The 16,775-nt window shown below is 45.0% G+C and carries 15 protein-coding genes and 1 pseudogene; 8 read left to right on the top strand and 8 right to left on the bottom strand.

The window, feature by feature from the left end; all coding sequences use genetic code 11:
- Positions 1 to 1,542: a sodium:solute symporter family transporter gene (locus QWZ07_RS10510; RefSeq protein WP_076671277.1), complete on the bottom strand. Its 1,542-nt coding sequence runs from the start codon at positions 1,540 to 1,542 to the stop codon at positions 1 to 3.
- A gap of 348 nt (positions 1,543 to 1,890) precedes the next feature.
- On the opposite strand from QWZ07_RS10510, the gene QWZ07_RS10505 reads away from it, so the two are divergent.
- The 4 genes from QWZ07_RS10505 (at position 1,891) to QWZ07_RS10490 (ending at position 7,033) form a co-directional block, all read left to right on the top strand.
- Positions 1,891 to 3,186 (top strand): MFS transporter, encoded by a 1,296-nt coding sequence (locus QWZ07_RS10505; RefSeq protein ID WP_010439698.1) that lies wholly within the window; start codon positions 1,891 to 1,893, stop codon positions 3,184 to 3,186.
- 126 nt (positions 3,187 to 3,312) lie between these two features.
- Positions 3,313 to 4,329 carry a nuclear transport factor 2 family protein gene (locus QWZ07_RS10500; RefSeq protein WP_016788980.1) on the top strand — a complete coding sequence of 339 codons (1,017 nt, stop codon included), beginning with the start codon at positions 3,313 to 3,315 and terminating at the stop codon, positions 4,327 to 4,329.
- A 293-nt stretch (positions 4,330 to 4,622) separates the two neighbouring features.
- Positions 4,623 to 5,699: a porin gene (locus QWZ07_RS10495; RefSeq protein WP_102344714.1), complete on the top strand. Its 1,077-nt coding sequence runs from the start codon at positions 4,623 to 4,625 to the stop codon at positions 5,697 to 5,699.
- A 308-nt stretch (positions 5,700 to 6,007) separates the two neighbouring features.
- The gene (locus QWZ07_RS10490) at positions 6,008 to 7,033 is read left to right on the top strand and encodes a LacI family DNA-binding transcriptional regulator (protein WP_017105499.1); all 1,026 of its coding nucleotides are present in this window, start codon (positions 6,008 to 6,010) and stop codon (positions 7,031 to 7,033) included.
- A gap of 68 nt (positions 7,034 to 7,101) precedes the next feature.
- Here QWZ07_RS10490 and QWZ07_RS10485 read toward each other — a convergent pair whose 3' ends face one another.
- Together QWZ07_RS10485 and QWZ07_RS10480 are read right to left on the bottom strand one after the other, a co-directional pair.
- A complete protein-coding gene (locus QWZ07_RS10485; RefSeq protein ID WP_192852663.1) occupies positions 7,102 to 8,604 on the bottom strand; it encodes an arylsulfatase in 1,503 nt (500 codons plus the stop codon).
- Between the two features lie 9 nt (positions 8,605 to 8,613).
- A complete protein-coding gene (locus tag QWZ07_RS10480) occupies positions 8,614 to 9,003 on the bottom strand; it encodes a DUF4345 domain-containing protein (RefSeq protein ID WP_017110021.1) in 390 nt (129 codons plus the stop codon).
- A 138-nt stretch (positions 9,004 to 9,141) separates the two neighbouring features.
- On the opposite strand from QWZ07_RS10480, the gene QWZ07_RS10475 reads away from it, so the two are divergent.
- Complete coding sequence (locus QWZ07_RS10475) at positions 9,142 to 9,912, top strand: hypothetical protein (RefSeq protein ID WP_192852662.1); 771 nt, start codon at positions 9,142 to 9,144, stop codon at positions 9,910 to 9,912.
- Between the two features lie 96 nt (positions 9,913 to 10,008).
- Here the strand turns inward: QWZ07_RS10475 and QWZ07_RS10470 are convergent, their stop codons facing one another.
- From QWZ07_RS10470 to QWZ07_RS10460, 3 genes are all read right to left on the bottom strand, one after another.
- Positions 10,009 to 10,428 (bottom strand): globin, encoded by a 420-nt coding sequence (locus QWZ07_RS10470; RefSeq protein WP_029223433.1) that lies wholly within the window; start codon positions 10,426 to 10,428, stop codon positions 10,009 to 10,011.
- 103 nt (positions 10,429 to 10,531) lie between these two features.
- Positions 10,532 to 10,912: a VOC family protein gene (locus tag QWZ07_RS10465; RefSeq protein ID WP_076671269.1), complete on the bottom strand. Its 381-nt coding sequence runs from the start codon at positions 10,910 to 10,912 to the stop codon at positions 10,532 to 10,534.
- Between the two features lie 76 nt (positions 10,913 to 10,988).
- Positions 10,989 to 11,873: a LysR substrate-binding domain-containing protein gene (locus QWZ07_RS10460; RefSeq protein ID WP_192852661.1), complete on the bottom strand. Its 885-nt coding sequence runs from the start codon at positions 11,871 to 11,873 to the stop codon at positions 10,989 to 10,991.
- A gap of 103 nt (positions 11,874 to 11,976) precedes the next feature.
- Between QWZ07_RS10460 and QWZ07_RS10455 the strand changes: the two genes are divergently transcribed.
- Both QWZ07_RS10455 and QWZ07_RS10450 read left to right on the top strand, forming a co-directional pair.
- Positions 11,977 to 13,311, top strand: coding sequence for a 6-phospho-beta-glucosidase (locus QWZ07_RS10455; RefSeq protein WP_192852660.1), 1,335 nt, complete (start codon positions 11,977 to 11,979; stop codon positions 13,309 to 13,311).
- Between the two features lie 102 nt (positions 13,312 to 13,413).
- Positions 13,414 to 14,178: a carbohydrate deacetylase gene (locus QWZ07_RS10450; RefSeq protein ID WP_192852659.1), complete on the top strand. Its 765-nt coding sequence runs from the start codon at positions 13,414 to 13,416 to the stop codon at positions 14,176 to 14,178.
- Positions 14,179 to 14,195: 17 nt separating this feature from the next.
- Here QWZ07_RS10450 and soxR read toward each other — a convergent pair.
- Positions 14,196 to 14,636, bottom strand: a pseudogene (gene soxR / locus QWZ07_RS10445) (redox-sensitive transcriptional activator SoxR).
- A gap of 157 nt (positions 14,637 to 14,793) precedes the next feature.
- The gene (locus QWZ07_RS10440; protein WP_192852658.1) at positions 14,794 to 15,750 is read right to left on the bottom strand and encodes a LysR family transcriptional regulator; all 957 of its coding nucleotides are present in this window, start codon (positions 15,748 to 15,750) and stop codon (positions 14,794 to 14,796) included.
- 130 nt (positions 15,751 to 15,880) lie between these two features.
- On the opposite strand from QWZ07_RS10440, the gene QWZ07_RS10435 reads away from it, so the two are divergent.
- A complete protein-coding gene (locus tag QWZ07_RS10435; RefSeq protein WP_192852657.1) occupies positions 15,881 to 16,693 on the top strand; it encodes an enoyl-CoA hydratase/isomerase family protein in 813 nt (270 codons plus the stop codon).
- Positions 16,694 to 16,775: the final 82 nt, after the last annotated feature.

Below are 16,775 nucleotides of genomic sequence, written 5' to 3'. Positions count from 1 at the left end.
TTAAGAAAGAGCGGCATAAAGCCAATCAGGGATAACAGTACAAGCAGCAATCGTCACAACAGCAAAGACCAACAAGCCGTAATGACTCGCCGTAGGCTTAGCGAATAAATGCTTCTGCTTGGCAATAAATTCGTTTTGTTGCTCGGTCACTTCTCCCCAGAAACGACTAACGACAACACCTAACACTAAGAAAACCACAGTGCCAATCAAGGCAAACCAAGGCCAAGAGATACCACTGTATTTAGCAATGAACACCACAGCTACGCTGCCAATACTGCCTGCAATCACCCCTTTCTCATTCGCTTGTTTGAAGAACAAACCCAGGATGAAAGAGCCAAGGCGAATACCGACAAAAATAGAGGTTAGACTCGCAATCGTCTTGAGCACAGATTCGTTAGATACCGCCATCAAAGCAGGTACTACAACTGACGCCGCTGCAACCAAGCTCATTTTTCTTGCCACCGATTCATAATGTGCATCGGAAGCTTTCTTACGGAAAAAACGCTTATAGAAATCGAACGTTGCCACTGTCGCCATTGAGTTATAAGTGGAATCCAAGGTCGACATTGCCGCTGCCGAGAGTGCTGAAATCACCAAACCAACAACGATTGGGTTGGTATGATTAAACACAAAATCGAGAATCACTTCGTTGCTGTTTTCAAAGCTTTGGTCTTGATAAAAGACACTCAGAAGAACGCCCATTACAGAGAAAAACAGGTAAATAAAGAACGCGCCGTAACCACAAAGCAACATCGATTTTTGTGCAGTTTTAACGTTCTTGGTCGCCAGTGTTCTTTGAATAATCAGTTGGTTAGTGCCATACACACTTAGATGTAAGAAGCTCACAGCCACTACACCTGCCCACAATGTGGTATCAACACCCAAGTCAAAATCGAGGTTGATGATATTCAGGTGTTCAGGAGACAACACCTCCCCTGCATCAATCTTCATCAGCAATAAAGCAAAGATCGCAATGCTGCCTATGATCAGCACCGCCGACTGCAACATGTCTGTCCATATGACGGTCGAGATACCACCCGCATAGGTATACAAAGCGGTAAATAAGCTGATGTAGATGATCGCTTCGGAGATACTCACCGGCAACACTTGCACCAAGATCAGTGCAACTGCATATAAAATCACCCCTGCCGAAATACACTGAACCACAATAAACACGATAGAGTTGATCGTGCGAGCAACAACGCCAAAGCGGTGCTCTAGGTATTCATAAATCGAAGTCAGGCCGAGTTTGTAAAACACAGGGACAAAGAAAACCACAGCGAAAAAGATCACTATTGGGTAATTCAAATGGACGCTCATCGCTTCCATGCCTGAGCTATAAACCCAGCCCGGCATGCCCACGAACGTCATCGCACTGATGTAGGTTGCAAGAATCGACACACCTGCCGTAAACCAACCAAATTGCTTTCCGCCCGTTGAAAAATCACCACCAACGCTATAACGCTTATTCACTAAGTAACTGATAAATAGAGTAGTTAGTACATACAAAGCAATAACCACAAAACTTGAGTACGTAACCATTTTTAGATTCCGTTTATTATATTTCGCAATTCATTCGCCGACAATAGTACTCAAAAATGGATATTTTCCCTCAAAAACCCACAATAAGTGTGAGTATTGTCACTAAGATAGATGATTAAACACTCTAAATGCCCAAAAAGTCGCAAAACAACGATCTAATGAGATCAAGATCACTAAAATACACAAAATGGGTACGCACTCATTTTAAAATTGACTTTGATCACGGATCTAATAACCACAAAAATTCTATTATCTCTCCCGAAATGAAGATGGTGTGGTGATATTCAATAACCACTACACAATAATCGAAACTAAAAACACCCTATAAAAAATAAAGGTTTATCGGTCATGACTACTAAAAAACACATGAGCGAAGTTCCTATGATTCAAAGGGTAGCTGCTTATCTTGCAATTCTAGTTGGCTACTTTTTCTATTGTTATAACTTTGTAATTATTGACTACGTACGCCCATACATCGTTGATGCGTATGATGGTATTAACTTGGCGGATACCGCTCAGTTCTATACATGGCAGTCGGTTGGTGCACTTATTGGTGCTCTGAGCTGTGCATGGGTGGCATCAAACTTTGGTAAGAAATCGACTCTTATTGTCATCACTGCACTGAACGGTGGCGCAACCATCATCAACATGATGTTTACTGACTACGCGATGTGGGCAGCAATGCGTTTCATCATCGGTATTTCTTTAGGTGGCTACTTCACCGTAGCAGTAAGCCTGATGATCGGCCTATTCACACCAAGCGTTCGCGGTAAGTTAACAGCATTCGCTTCTTCTATGTTCTCGGTTGCCCTAATGGCAATGGGTGCATACGCGGCATTCATTTCTAGCATTGATGCACCTTGGCAGAGCCTAATGTGGGTGGGTGGTATTCCTCCTCTAGTTGCTGCTGCACTAATGATCTTCATCCTGCCTAGCGACAAGAAAGTGATCGCCTACGGTGAAGAAGATCAAGCCGCGGCTGAAGCATCTAACGCACCAGCGAAGAAAGGTTCTTGGGGTGAAATGCTAAGCGCACCATACCGCAAGCTAACGATCACTTGTCTATTACTGGCTGGCCTTAACTTCTACGGCTACCAATTCTTTTCTGGCTTCGTGACAACGTACCTGAAAGAAGTTCGCCAATTTGACGGTTCAACTATCGGCATCATCTTTTCTATCTCAGCATTCGGTTCTCTATTCGGTGCTTGGGTATGGGGTGCAATCGCCGACAAATACGGCCGTAAAGTGAACGCGTTTGGTTTCATTCTTGCGGGTGTCATGGCGTCAGTCTTCTTCGTTGCGCCAAGCGACGTGATGATCGGCAGCCTAAACATGCTGGCTATCCTAGGTCTTATCTACAACTTCGGTCTGTCTGCTTCTGCGGTATGGGGTGGCTACTTCTCTGAGTTGTTCCCAGCTCACCTACGTAGCTTCGGTGCAGCTCTGTTCCACGGTGGTCGTATCATCGGCATGTGGGCACCAATGGTGTTGGTATTCATCCAAGAGCGCAGCGACCTTGCAACAGCAATGTGGGGTTCACCAATCGTATGGATTCTGGCTGGTCTACTGTGGCTATCTCTACCAGAAACATTGAAAGGCGGCATTTTCGACAAGAGCAAAAAAGCGGAAACAGCAAAAGCTTAATCCCCTTTAGTCGAAACCTCTAAAGACACGAAATAAACATCAATCCGGCTGATAAGTCAGCCGGTAACAAAATCCAAATCGAGTCCTGTTCCGAATGTTGACTCGACAACAAAACGAGAATTAATTATGTCTAAATATCAAGAAGCTAAACGCATTGTTCGTGACTACTTTGACGCAATGGAAAACGCTACTCACGAAAACGTTGCTGAAGTTTTGAAAGCACACACGTCTGAAGATTACTTATGGCGCGGTGTTTACCCATTCCGCGAGCAAGAAGGCGCTCAAGCTGCGGCTGACGTATTCTGGGCTCCAATGATGAAATCAATGACACGCATGCAGCGTCGTCAAGATATCTTCATCGGTGGTAACAACGAAGTTAACCCAGATGAGATTTGGGTAATGAGCATGGGTCACTTCATGGGTCTGTTCGACGCTGAATACCTTGGCATGCGCCCTACTGGCAAGATCATGAACGTTCGCTACGCAGAGTTTAACTGTGTTGTTGATGGCAAAATCACAAAGACAGGCCTGTTCCTAGATCTTCTAGGCATGATGGACCAAGCGGGTTGCTACCCACTTCCACCATCAACAGGTAAGCACTTTGTTTACCCTGGCCCACGCAATCACGATGGTCTGCTATTCGAAGACGCGGCTCCAGAAGAAGGCGTTGCGACACTTGCTCTAGTAAACAAAATGGTTGATGACCTGTCTGCTCTTAACGACAGCGGCGCAATGGGTTGTCCACCAGAAGTACTAGCTAAGAGCTGGTCAAAAGACATGATTTGGTACGGCCCATGTGGTATCGGCGCGTCTTACACAATTCCTCGCTACCAACAACAGCACCAACTTCCTTTCCGTAACAACCTGAAAGATAAGAAGTTCAACGGTCACGTTTGTCGTTTCGCTGAAGGTAACTTCTCTTGTTTCTTCGGTTGGCCAAACCTATCAAACACACCAACAGGTGGCTTCCTAGGTATGACTGGCGGCGAAGTACGCGCAAACATGCAAGTGGTTGACGTTTACTACCGCGACGGTGACAAACTGTCTGAGAACTGGGTGCTTATCGACCTTCCTTACTGGCTACAACAGCAAGGTCTAGATGTGTTCGAGCGCACTTCAACCATCATGAATCCAACGCTTTAATAAAAACGCTTTAATCATGGCGATAAAAGCCAAAATATAGAAACCAAACAGTAGCAACCTAAGTCGACATCTGATTTGGGTTGCTATGACTTGCTAGGCGTTCCTTCTCGCGCCTAGCAAGTGCTCCACCAACTAATCAATGTTCCACCAATCAATTGCTTCACCAATCAATATTGCTCCACCAATAATTGAATCAAATAGTGCCTCATGGATGGGGTACATCCTGCCAAACCAATACTAATAACGGGCTTGAAAGCACGGTGGCTTTCTACGGCCTGAATAAGAGAATAACAATGAACAAGTCGATACTTTCTGCAGTGATCCTGACGGCACTTACATCAGGTTCAGCTTTTGCTGCACACACTTTTACCAATGACGCGGGCGATAGCCTTACTTTAGATGGCCGTTTCGATGTTCGTTACCAAGACAAAGGCGGCGACCATAACGGCGAATGGAACAGTGGTAGTTCTCGTTTCGGTCTTAAAGGTCAAATGGGCTTAGATAACGGTTGGACTGGCTTTGGCCATGCCGAATGGGGTTATAACTCGGGCGCTAACGGCGATAACATTTACGACCGACTTCTATACGCAGGCGTAGAGCACGAGAAATACGGCAAAATCGCAGCAGGTACTAAGCAGTGGTCTACCTTCTACGATGTGGCTTGGTTTACCGATATGGGTCGTGTTTTTGGTTCACGTGGTTCTGGTTACTACAACCTTTCTGACTGGGGTATTGCTTCTGGTACAGGCCGCGCGGAAAACTCTATCACTTACCGCAACAACATCAGTGATAACTGGAAATACGGCTTCACTTACCAAACAACTCGTGAAGATGTTGGCCTTGCGGATGGTTTAACCGCAACACTGAAAAACGGTATGGGCGCTTCAACGCTTTACACCATCACTGACGGCCTAACCATTGGTTTGGCTTACCATCAGAATGAATTTGACGATGTCGACGCTGGCGTTCAAAACATCAAAGATGGCGACACACAACGTATCGGTTTATTAGGTTTGAACTACACCAATAATGGTCTGTTTGTTGGCTTCACCTACAGCCAAGGTTCTAACTGGGAAACCACCAGCAAAGCAGAATTCTACGACCACCGTGGTGCTGAATTCTTCACCTACTACCACTTTGAAAATGGTCTACGTCCAACCTTTAACGTTAACTACTTAACGGACACAGACGACAACGCAAATGGCTACGAGCGCCAGCTAATTATCCCTGGTCTTGAGTACCACTTTAAGAAGAACAAGTTCTTAGTGTGGACGGAATACCAATTTGATAATGGCAACGACAAGTCTGTTGGTAACCATTACGAGAATAGCGATGACCAATTCGCAGCTGGTATCCGTTACTACTTCTAATCGCTAGTGGCTTTTGGCTTTTGGCTTTTGGCTTTTGGCTTTTGGCTTAACAGTCTAATGACTTAGCGGTACGTCACTCAATTTGTGGGTAAACTCGTAATCTAAAGCTCTGCTCTCACGCAGAGCTTTTGAGTCACTACCTCTGTAATCATACTTTTTTACCAACACAGAGAGTGGGTTATACCCAACATCAAATTCAAAATAGTCATTATTCCTTATTTTTCATATCATTCCTTGTTATTGCTTTATGAGTACGTACCTAATTATGGTATCCTGTGCGCAGTTAATTTGGTTCAAAAGTATGGTCTATGAGCTCTCCAAAACACTCCACGGCATCAAAGCCAACCGTCACCTCTAAAGATGTCGCTAAGCTGGCTGGCGTTTCTCAATCAACGGTATCTCGCGTATTTGTACCGGGCAGTTCGGTGTCTGAAAAGACCAAGCAGAAAGTGTTCGATGCAGCAAAATCGTTGAATTATCGTCCCAATGCTTTTGCCCGCAGTCTGACGACAAATGAATCCAAATTGATTGGCCTAGTTTTTCCTGACGCTGACTACCCTATCCACATGAAAACCCTACAGCTTATCTCCACTGAGCTACAAAAACAGGGTTACTCTGCGGTATTGATTCCTTGGCAAGTTGATGGAAACGACAACCACTCTATTCCTAATATCTTCCAATACCGAGTTGATGGCGTGATTGCGGCTTCTGCGACATTCAATAAGTCGCTTTATGAAGAGTGTGAAGAGTTCGACATCCCTATCGTCCAGTTCGCACGTGTTGTTGAAGGGACTAAGAGTAGCCATGTGGTTAGCGACAACTACGCTGCAGGCCAAGTTGCTGCTCAACACTTTCATAGCGTGGGAACGAAATCAGCGGTTTACCTGACAGGTAACGTACCGACCTACACCAATGGCGAACGCGAGGCAGGCTTTTGCTCAGAATTCGAAGACCTAACGGGCAAACAAGCTCGTGTTATTGAAGCTGATTATGACTACCTTGATTCACTGGATACTATTCGCGCCCTATTTTCAGAACCCACACACCCGCAAGCGATTTTCTGTGCGACAGATAACCTAGCAATGGCAGTGATGGATGTGGCGCGCTTAGAGTTCAACCTGCGTATTCCAGAAGATCTGCAAGTAGTCGGTTTTGATGATATCCCGCAGACTCAGTGGTTGAACTATCAACTCACGACCTTCAAGCAAGATTTCAGACGCCTTGCACGTGAGTCTGTGAAAATTGTGGTTAGTCAAATTCAAGAGCAAGACACGAGCTTGGTTAAGTTGATGGTGCCAGTGAAGTTCATTGAACGAAACACCACGCTGAAATAGAACCAACGTTAAAACGCATTCCAATAAAAATCCCGCTCAGTGTGAGCGGGATTTTTTATGATATTTAACTAGTTACCCACACCGCCGGTTTTCTCTGCCGGAGATTCAGGCGTAACGGGAGGCCACTCTTCGAAGGTCGCCAAGTGTTGCTGAATAGCGGCTTGAGCAGGACCAAATGCCCACATTTTCTGCCCCATCCACTTCAAGTACATACCTGATTCTTCAGCTGCTCGCTCGTATGGGTCACGACGTAAGTTGAACAGTAACGGAGCATTGAGTTCTTCTTTCGGACCGCTCCAACCGTGATTTTGTACTACGAAGTGCGCTTTCCAATCTCCCACTCGAACCGCTTGTAGCTTGTCTCGTTCGTAGTAGTAAATTTCTTTACGATTCGACTCACCTTTTTCGGTCAGCATATCGACTTGGTTGTAACCATCTAAGTGCGCTTTAAAGCCATCGTGACCTTTCAGCATTTTCTCTTTCAGATCTGTAGGGCCACCCGCCGCTGCAATCAGCGTTGGTAACCAGTCCATGCCGTCAAAGATGCCATTGCCAACACTGCCCGCTGGGATTTTACCCGGCCAGCTAACCAGTGCTGGTGCACGAACACCACCTTCCCATGTTGTGCCTTTTTCGCCATGGAATGGGGTCATACCGCCATCTGGCCACGTCATAATTTCTGGGCCATTATCCGCCGTGAAAATGATGATGGTGTTATCTGCAATGCCGAGTTCTTCCATTTTGGCAAGCATCTCACCAACGTGATCATCGAGATCTTTCATCACCACTTCTTGCAGTCCCCAACCATTCTGACCAAGCATGGCTTCATACTCTTCAGAAAGATGCGTCCATACGTGACCTCGTGATGGGCAATACCAAGTAAAGAATGGCTTATCCGCTTCAACCGCCCTTTCAATGAAGTTAATCGTGTGTTTGTTAACTTCGTCATCCAATGTACGCATACGTTCAATCGACAGTGCACCATCATCTTCAATCGTTTGACCGCCCTTACCGTCCGATTTTGCGTAGATCACGTTACGAGGCGCAAAGGCATCTAACGATCCATCTTTAGGCCAATCTGGATCTTCGGTGTATTCCATCGCATTCAAGTGATACAACCAACCCCAATACTCATCAAAACCATGCATTGTCGGTAAGAATTCATCTCGGTCGCCTAGGTGGTTTTTACCAAACTGCCCAGTCATGTAACCCATACTCTTGAGTATTTCAGGAAGCGTTGGTGTATCTGCGCTTAAACCCACAGGGCCACCTGGTAGCCCAACAGAGTGCATCCCTGTTCGCACCGGTAACTGCCCAGTTAAGAATGCAGAACGACCTGCTGTACATGAAGGTTGAGCATAATAATCAGTAAGTAACATGCCCTTTTCGGCAATGCTGTCGATGTTCGGCGTTTCGCTGCTCATCACGCCGTTATGATAGGCACTCAAGTTCGATATACCGACATCATCGGTAAAGATAACAAAGATATTTGGCTGCTCTTGAGCTGACCATGCCGATAGCGAAAAGCTACTCAACACACTCAGGATAAGAAGATGGAAAATCCTTTTCATACAATGTCCTTATACTGTTTCAGATTGCTCTTTATGAATCATTTTTAAACCGACTAAACCGAAGCCCAACTCCAAGATTAGATAGACGAAAAGTAGCCAATGAGGCATGCCATCTAATACCAAGCTAATGACTCGACCAGCAGCCAAACCCAACATGAAAACCACCAAGCTATAGAGCGCTGGTAGTCGATACTTTTTGAACAGTGCGCCAAGCACCCAAAATAACGCCAGAGCCAAATAAAGCCCCATCACAGCGCGGAAGATATGAGTCACGTTGATCGGACTCGCGTCGATTTCAAATAGGTAGTTCAGAGAAATAACCGGTGCATAACCGTAAGACAGAGCGATGGGTGTTAAGCCCACAACCGCGACTAACAAGAAAATACTTTGTGGCTTCATACCCTTCTCTCAAAATTTGGCTCTTTAAAAAAAACATAGTCTACAATCAGGGATATACAAGTTGCATATGTGGGAAATGGATAGTTAGAACAGGCATTCATAATCGTGCTATTTCAAATCGAATATAGGGATATCAATATGGCTAAGTGGCGTTACTTAATCGGATCAATGTTAGTGGTCAGCTCAACCGTTAATGCTCAGGAAGCGAGCTCTGAAACAAGTACAAAAAAATGGCAACACAGTATTGAAATCTATGCTCAGGCTTTGAATATTCGAGGCAACAGCACGATCGGTAGAATCTCAACAGATGTAGACGTTGATCCTGCATTCATCATGGATCATATCGACATGGGTGCCATGCTTCGCCTGGAAGGAATTTATGACAATCAATGGGGTTACTACCTTGATTACAGTTACATGAAATTAAGTGGGAAAACAGATTCTGTACTAGACATAAACAAAAACATTTTGAAAGGCAATGTCGATATAAGACAAGGCGTTTTAGAGGCTAAGGGCTTCAAACGCTATCAATATGATATCGGGATGATTGATTATATGGTGGGGATACGTTGGTGGGACAACGATATTGATACAAGGCTCTATGGTTCCAAAGGAAATGTGGATTTACGTAAATCACTCAATGAAGATTGGATCGATTATCTTGTCGGTGTTCGATGGACCAAAGAACTCAACAAAAGTTGGACAGCACATACCAGTCTAGACATGGGGCTTGGCAGCGACACTGACTTTACCAGTTCTTTGCTAACAGGAGTTCGTTATCAAATTAACGACTGGTCAGATTTAAATCTCGCCTACAAATCCACTTGGGTTGATTACGAAAATAAAGGCACTTTTGAATACGATACTGCCACACAAGGCTTCTTGGTGGGTTGGGCAGCTCATTTTTGATTGGAGAGTCAGGATATTAGAAATTTAGGTAAGCCTGATTCATGGCTTACCTTTCAAATGAAGTCTACCTTTCAAGAAAAGCTGCTGGTGACTTACTTATTGATTCACAGGGTGTGGCACAACACATTCTTGTTTCATGATCTTGAGGCCAGCATCAAGCGTTTCTGCCCACGCTTGCTCAACTTGCTCGTTGTAATGCGGGTCGTACTTTTTAACAGTGTTAAGCAACGAATTAAACCACTCGTTTAGCTCTTGCTCTGAGATATCCATCCCCAAATCTTTGTGTCTTTTACCTAGCCTCTTAACCGAGTTTCTCACGCTTGATAAACCTGACGAGTTATAGATTAGGATAATAGAAGCTTTGAGCATCTTGGTTTGTTGCTCTAATCCAATGCTTTCAAATCGTTCTGAAAACCTAGGGTTATGCTCACAAAAATCAGCCAAGAAGGTTTCTAAAAATTCTTGGTCGATCCTGCAGCGCTCAAAGCTCTCATAAAACAGTTCGTTTGGTGACATCTGACAGATCCTTTGCAATATTTGTGAGTCTTCAGGAAAACTTACAAGTTCAGAGCCGTGATTCACAAGCTCTGAACAATCAATACGATCTAATTATACGCCACTATGGCATAAAGTGAGTTGCACAGATCTTGTTTCCATCAGGATCTCGCAAATAGGCCATGTAAAGACGACGCTCGTCAGAGCCTCTCGCACCAGGGCCGTTTTCAATGCTTGTGCCGCCATTTTCTACGCCAACACGGTGCCACTCATCCACAGCTTCAGGTGAAGACGCTAGAAAGCCCACCGTCATGCCATTGCCGTGCGTTGCTGGCTGACCATCAATCGGTTTGGTTAAACCTAATACACCCGTTTGGCTAACGTAAACACAGCGTCCTTTTGGATCAACGGAACCTTCGTTGTAACCAAGCACCTTCATAATTGGATCATAGAAAGACTTCGCGCGTTCAATATCTTCGGTACCGAGAAAAACATGGCTGAACATAACTAACCTCTTCTTTTATTGAAAGAACCACCTAAACTAGACCTTCTACTTTGTTTTGTCTAGCCGTGAGATTTCGTCATAGCTGTTGCTTGATCCATTGAGAGAACACTTGGAACTTGGTTCGCTGATCCATCCCTTTCGGACACACCAAGTCATAACCTTTTCCTGATTCGATACTCATAAATGGTGCAACCAACAGTCCTTGGTCAATCTGTGGTTGCATGAACTCTAGGCGCCCCAAAGCCACTCCCATCGACAATATTGCAGCATCCATTGCCAAGCGATTATCGCTGTAATAATCACACTGCAGAGTACAGTCAACATTGCCTTGTGCTTCTTCCAACCAACGTTGCCATGCGGTGATGTCACCACTGTGTATAAAGCGCGCTTGTTCTAAGCGATCAACACCCTTTTCAAGATTGAGTTTTTGCGCATATTCAGGGCTACAAACCGGCGTTCTCACGCCTGTAAATAACCGCTCACTATAGTGATTCGGATAGTGGCCTTCGCTATAGAAAATTGCCACGTCATAAGGTTCAAACTGTAAATCAGATTGGTTCTGTTTGGTTTGTAATTTGATGCTTAAATTTGGATAGAGTTTTCTAAATTCTGGCAGGCGTGGCATCAGCCAAGACGAAGCGAAATAAGGCGACGTAGCGATATACAATTCGCCGCTCAGCTCTCCAGTTTTGATGTCCGTTAGCTCCGAGAATATCGACTCAAACGAAATGTTGAGCATCGACAAAACACGCTGCCCCTCGGGCGTTAATTCGAGCTTACGAGTTTTACGAATGAACAAGTTGAACTTCAGCTGTTGCTCTAACTTTTTAATGCGATGGCTCACTGCCCCTTGAGTCAAACAGAGTTCATCAGCCGCCTGCGTGAAACTCAAATATTTGGCTGCAACACTAAAGGTGTGCAGCAGCGACAGCGTTTGTTGGCGATTTTCGAACAACCCCATGGATTAACCTCATTAATTCATATCTCATCATTACTGGTTTGTTGGTGCGCACAACCATCATATAGATTAAACCACGTAATCTACAAGATAAATGGTGAGCAACATGAAACAGAATCAAAAACTCAAAGTTGTCGTAATTGGTGGTGGCTCAAGTTACACCCCAGAACTCATTGAAGGTCTCCTTAATCGTCATCACGAACTGCCGATCTCTGACTTGTGGTTAGTCGATATCGAAGAAGGGATGGACAAGGCAAAAGTGATTGCGGATTTAACCAAGCGTATGATCAAAAAAGCCAACTGCGACATCGCTGTTCACCTCACCACAGATAGACAATCGGCCTTAATCGACGCTGATTTCGTGTGTTCACAATTTAGAGCAGGTCGTTTGGAAGCACGGCTGCGAGATGAGCGAATCGCATTGAAATACCGCATGATTGGCCAAGAAACAAATGGCTTAGGTGGCTTCTCAAATGCCTGTCGCACCATCCCAATTGCGCTAGACATTGCCAAAGAGATGGAAACACTCTGCCCAGACGCTTGGCTTCTTAACTTCACCAACCCGTCAGGCATGGTGACCGAAGCCTTGATTAAACACTCAACCATCAAAACTGTTGGCCTATGCAATGTGCCCGTCAACATGGAACGTGGCGCGGCTGAAATGTTAGGAGCAGAACGTGCCGACATTACCATGCAAATTGCTGGCTTAAATCACTTAGTGTGGGCGAGAAAAGTACTTCATGAAGGCAAAGACAAACTCGGTGAGGTGATTGAACAGTTACTTGGTGGTAACGACCAAATGATGCCGAAAAACATTCCACCCTTTGAATGGGATAGCGAGCTGATTCGATCATTGAACCTCGTGCCATGTGCCTACCTACGCTACTACTACCAATCACGAGATATTCTCGACAAAGAATTCTCAGCTTCAGAGAACAGCACCAACCGAGCAGACCTTGTCGCTAAGGTAGAAGAACAACTGTTGGCGATCTATCAAGACCCGATGTTAGACACCAAGCCTCAGTTGTTAGAAGAGCGAGGAGGCGCGTACTACTCTGAAGCAGCTTGTGAGCTAATGAGCAGTATTCACAACAACAAACGTTCTATCATGCACGTCAACACTCGTAATAACGGTGCGATTAAAGGCCTGCCTGACGACTGTGCAGTTGAGGTGAGTTCGGTGATCACCAGCAGCGCGATCCTTCCATTAAATGTCGAGCCTTTTGATAGCGATACTCTACGCCTCATCCAGCAAATGAAAGAGTTTGAAACACTCACCGTGAAAGCCGCAATGACGGGCGATATCGCCATTGCCAAGCGCGCATTGATTCTGAATCCTATTGTCGATAGTGGTTCGCACATCGATGAAGCATTACAAGAAACCATCCGTGAAAACTTAGACTTCATGCCAGCCTTTGCTCACCGATTGAAGCTAGATTGACCAGCAATTAGATAGAAAATCAACTGACATTGAGCACAAGACAACCAACCTTTGCCGCACTGATGAGTAACGCATAGAAACTAAGTAATAAGAAGGCTAGCGATGAAACTGATCTTAAATGCCGATGATTTCGGGCTCACAGAAAGTGTTAACCACGGCATCGTCGACTGCTTACAAGCAGGAATGGTCAAGTCGACCACTATCATGATGAATCAGCCGGGCACACAACACGCTGTGGAGCTTTATCACCAAGGGAAAGTCCCTGAGGTTGGTTTGCACTTTACCGTTACTGCAGGAAAACCCCTGACGCCACCTGAGCTTGTTCCTAGCTTGGTGGATGCTCAAGGCAACTTCTTAGACAATGTCACTCTGTTCGATAAAGCCGATGTCGTCGAAGAGCAAGTGACACTTGAGCTCAACGCTCAATACCGAGCGGCTATCAATGCAGGGTTAACGATCAACCACATCGATAGCCATCACTTTGGCGGTGTATTTAAACCACTCAAAGCCGCGTTTACTCGCACCGTCAATCAGATTGGTCTTCCGGTCAGACGAATCGATAACATTGTGAATGGGCAAGATTCACTAAAAGTCGCCACACCCGACGCTTTTGATATGCGATTTTTCGATGACGGCGTATCACTTGCTCGTTTACAAGATTTACTGCTGAGCTATCAAACCGCAATGCCGAAAGGGGTTGTCGAATTGATGTGTCACCCATCGCTTTCTGTCACTGATGAGCTTAAATCATTATCTGGTTATCGTGAGAGGCGTGTTGAGGAATACCAGCTTCTCACTAGCTCTGCACTAAAGCAGTGGCTAAACGACCATAAGATAGAGTGTATTGGATTCGACGCTCTCAGATAAGGAACCTTGATTCAGGGCTAATCAACAATGCGTTGTGCGCCCTGCCCTTGGTCATGCAGAATATCTTCAGGGTTCAACAGTTGGCATTTCTGCATACTCAAACAACCACAACCGATACAACCGGTTAGGTTTTCTTGTAGCGATTTAATCTGCGCCATCTTACTGTCGAGTTGCCCCTGCCATTTCTTCGCAACGCGTTCCCAATCTCGCTTAGTCGCAGTATGGTTCATTGGTAAAGTAGACAACTCTTCGGTGATCTCTTCGAGCGTGAAGCCTATAGACTGCGCCACTTGTATTAGCGCGATTCGACGCAGCATCGCCGACTGATAACGACGTTGATTTCAGTTAGTGCGAATCGAAGCAATCAACCCCTTGGTTTCATAAAAGCGCAGCGCTGAAGGAGCGACACCGCTTCGCTCTGACAGCTGACCAATGGTGAGGTATACAATGTTTCTCATGATCTTTCACTTCCTGTTTGAATAGTCATTTCGTCCTGATACTGACCAGTATAATAGAGTTCACTTTAACTTTAACTTTAACTATGGGTTCAAATTTAGGTTTGGACTAAATTGAAAACGACGATCTATCAAGAGCCCAGATTGAACCTTTGGTCTACTACTTCGCTGGACGATTACCATACATGCTGTCAAAGCCGGGAATACCTTGCTCCCACACAGGCTGCTCTTCACCAACAATGTTTTTCAATGTATCAATGAAAAGCTTGGTTTTGATTGGAGCATCTCGATGTGGATACACCGCATAGAAAGTACCAAAGTCATCCAAGTGTAAATGAGTCATGATAGGCACCAACTCGCCGTTCAGTACTTCATCTTCAATCATTTGCGCTGTGACTACTGCGAGCGTACTGCCCGTTAAAGCACTCTTAGAAATCATCTCAACATCATTCACTTTATAGGTCGCGTTGAGCTGAAAATGCTGCGCTTGTCCCTCTTGGTCAACATAGGAAAACTTGTCGATCAACAATCCCGGTGCGGCATAAATGGTCGCAGGTAATGACTCTAGCTTTTCGATGGTATTGATCTCTCCATGCTCAGCAATGAACTCTGGGGAAGCAACAATCAGCAATCGACTTCTGGCGATCTTACGGCTAATCAAACTAGAGTTTTTGGGCTTACCGATACGAAAACCGATATCAAACCCTTCTTTAACCATGTCTACGATTCGGTCTTCTAGTCTCAATTCAAAATCGACATCCGGATATTGTTTTTGAAACACAGCAATCGCTTGCTGAACATACTGTCGACCAAACATGGTTGAGCTGGTAATTCTCAGTAAGCCACGAGGCTCTGCGTGGTAGTTTTGCGCTAGGCGTCGAGTGTTGTTCAACAATGCTCGAAGTTGATGCGCTTGATTGACCATCTCATTGCCAGCCGCAGTCAGAGATAACGAACGGGTTGTTCTATTCAATAACCGAACGTTGAGCTCTTCCTCAAGACGGCTAATCTGCTTTGAGATAACAGAACGATCAACGTTTCTTTGCTCCGCCACTTTGACAAACGAGCCAAGCTCGACCACTTCAAGTAATAACAATAAACGACTCGATATATCCATAACGCCCTTTGTTGCATTTTAAGCACCAATATTGTGCAAATTTGCCTATTTTTCTCATCTTATTACAAATCTATAGTAGCTGCACATAACGGAGACAACATTAAGTCCCGAACTAATAGAGGAACATCCCATGACACTACTATCTGCAACTAACCAAAATGGCATTGCAACTGTATCTATCAACAACCCACCAGTGAACGTACTGACTTTCGATTTGATCAATGAGATCAACGCATTCGTTCTGTCATTGAAAGATGATCGTGATACCAAGGTTGTTGTATTTAAATCATTGAATGAAAGCTTCTTTTTGGCTCACTTAGATCTTAATGTGATCAATGGTACGCAAGGTGGACAAGCGGGTTCGATTGAATTCAATCACATGATTGAGAACATCAAATCAATGAAGCAAGTGTCTGTTGCAGTGGTTGATGGTGTGGCTCGTGGGGGCGGTAATGAATTTGTGATGGCGTGTGACCTAGCTTATGGCACTGAAAACTCAGCGTTCGCACAACCAGAAATTCATGTAAACATCCCAACGGGTGGCCAAGGCGCAGTGCAATTTGCAAGACGCATGGGTAAAAACAAAGCGCTACAAGCATTGTTACTCGGCAACGATTTTACTGCTCAACAAGCAGAGAGCCGTAACATCATCACGCAGTTCGTACCGAAGGCCGACCTAAACGATTTCTTAGCAACAACGTTAGGTGTGATCAGCCAGTTAGAAGTACGTGACATCGTGATGTACAAAGAGATCATCGCGGCTTCAATCAAAGACGAACAAGCGGGCGCAGAGCTAGAGCTTCGTTACTTCCTAGAGCGTGCAAAAGAGCAAAAAACAGCGGCAATCATTGGCGCGTTTCTAAAACATGGCGGACAAACAGAGCGTGAAGCTAAAGATATGCCAGGTATCTTCGCCGATACTGCAGCTGAGCTATCTAAATAATCCCCCATGTAGTCACCATACAAAAAACGGTCACCTGAGGGTGGCCGTTTCTGTGCTTAATTAATCACGAGCTTACAACCTA

This window comes from Vibrio lentus, from assembly GCF_030409755.1.
GTDB classification, from domain to species: Bacteria; Pseudomonadota; Gammaproteobacteria; order Enterobacterales; family Vibrionaceae; genus Vibrio; species Vibrio lentus.
This window is presented reverse-complemented; position numbering and strand designations above follow the sequence as displayed.

Excerpts from the sequence above, each read along its gene's own strand:
- QWZ07_RS10510 (WP_076671277.1), bottom strand. The coding sequence starts at position 1,542 with ATGGTTACGTACTCAAGTTTTGTGGTTATTGCTTTGTATGTACTAACT.
- QWZ07_RS10505 (WP_010439698.1), top strand. The coding sequence starts at position 1,891 with ATGACTACTAAAAAACACATGAGCGAAGTTCCTATGATTCAAAGGGTA.
- QWZ07_RS10500 (WP_016788980.1), top strand. The coding sequence starts at position 3,313 with ATGTCTAAATATCAAGAAGCTAAACGCATTGTTCGTGACTACTTTGAC.
- QWZ07_RS10495 (WP_102344714.1), top strand. The coding sequence starts at position 4,623 with ATGAACAAGTCGATACTTTCTGCAGTGATCCTGACGGCACTTACATCA.
- QWZ07_RS10490 (WP_017105499.1), top strand. The coding sequence starts at position 6,008 with ATGAGCTCTCCAAAACACTCCACGGCATCAAAGCCAACCGTCACCTCT.
- QWZ07_RS10485 (WP_192852663.1), bottom strand. The coding sequence starts at position 8,604 with ATGAAAAGGATTTTCCATCTTCTTATCCTGAGTGTGTTGAGTAGCTTT.
- QWZ07_RS10480 (WP_017110021.1), bottom strand. The coding sequence starts at position 9,003 with ATGAAGCCACAAAGTATTTTCTTGTTAGTCGCGGTTGTGGGCTTAACA.
- QWZ07_RS10475 (WP_192852662.1), top strand. The coding sequence starts at position 9,142 with ATGGCTAAGTGGCGTTACTTAATCGGATCAATGTTAGTGGTCAGCTCA.
- QWZ07_RS10470 (WP_029223433.1), bottom strand. The coding sequence starts at position 10,428 with ATGTCACCAAACGAACTGTTTTATGAGAGCTTTGAGCGCTGCAGGATC.
- QWZ07_RS10465 (WP_076671269.1), bottom strand. The coding sequence starts at position 10,912 with ATGTTCAGCCATGTTTTTCTCGGTACCGAAGATATTGAACGCGCGAAG.
- QWZ07_RS10460 (WP_192852661.1), bottom strand. The coding sequence starts at position 11,873 with ATGGGGTTGTTCGAAAATCGCCAACAAACGCTGTCGCTGCTGCACACC.
- QWZ07_RS10455 (WP_192852660.1), top strand. The coding sequence starts at position 11,977 with ATGAAACAGAATCAAAAACTCAAAGTTGTCGTAATTGGTGGTGGCTCA.
- QWZ07_RS10450 (WP_192852659.1), top strand. The coding sequence starts at position 13,414 with ATGAAACTGATCTTAAATGCCGATGATTTCGGGCTCACAGAAAGTGTT.
- QWZ07_RS10440 (WP_192852658.1), bottom strand. The coding sequence starts at position 15,750 with ATGGATATATCGAGTCGTTTATTGTTATTACTTGAAGTGGTCGAGCTT.
- QWZ07_RS10435 (WP_192852657.1), top strand. The coding sequence starts at position 15,881 with ATGACACTACTATCTGCAACTAACCAAAATGGCATTGCAACTGTATCT.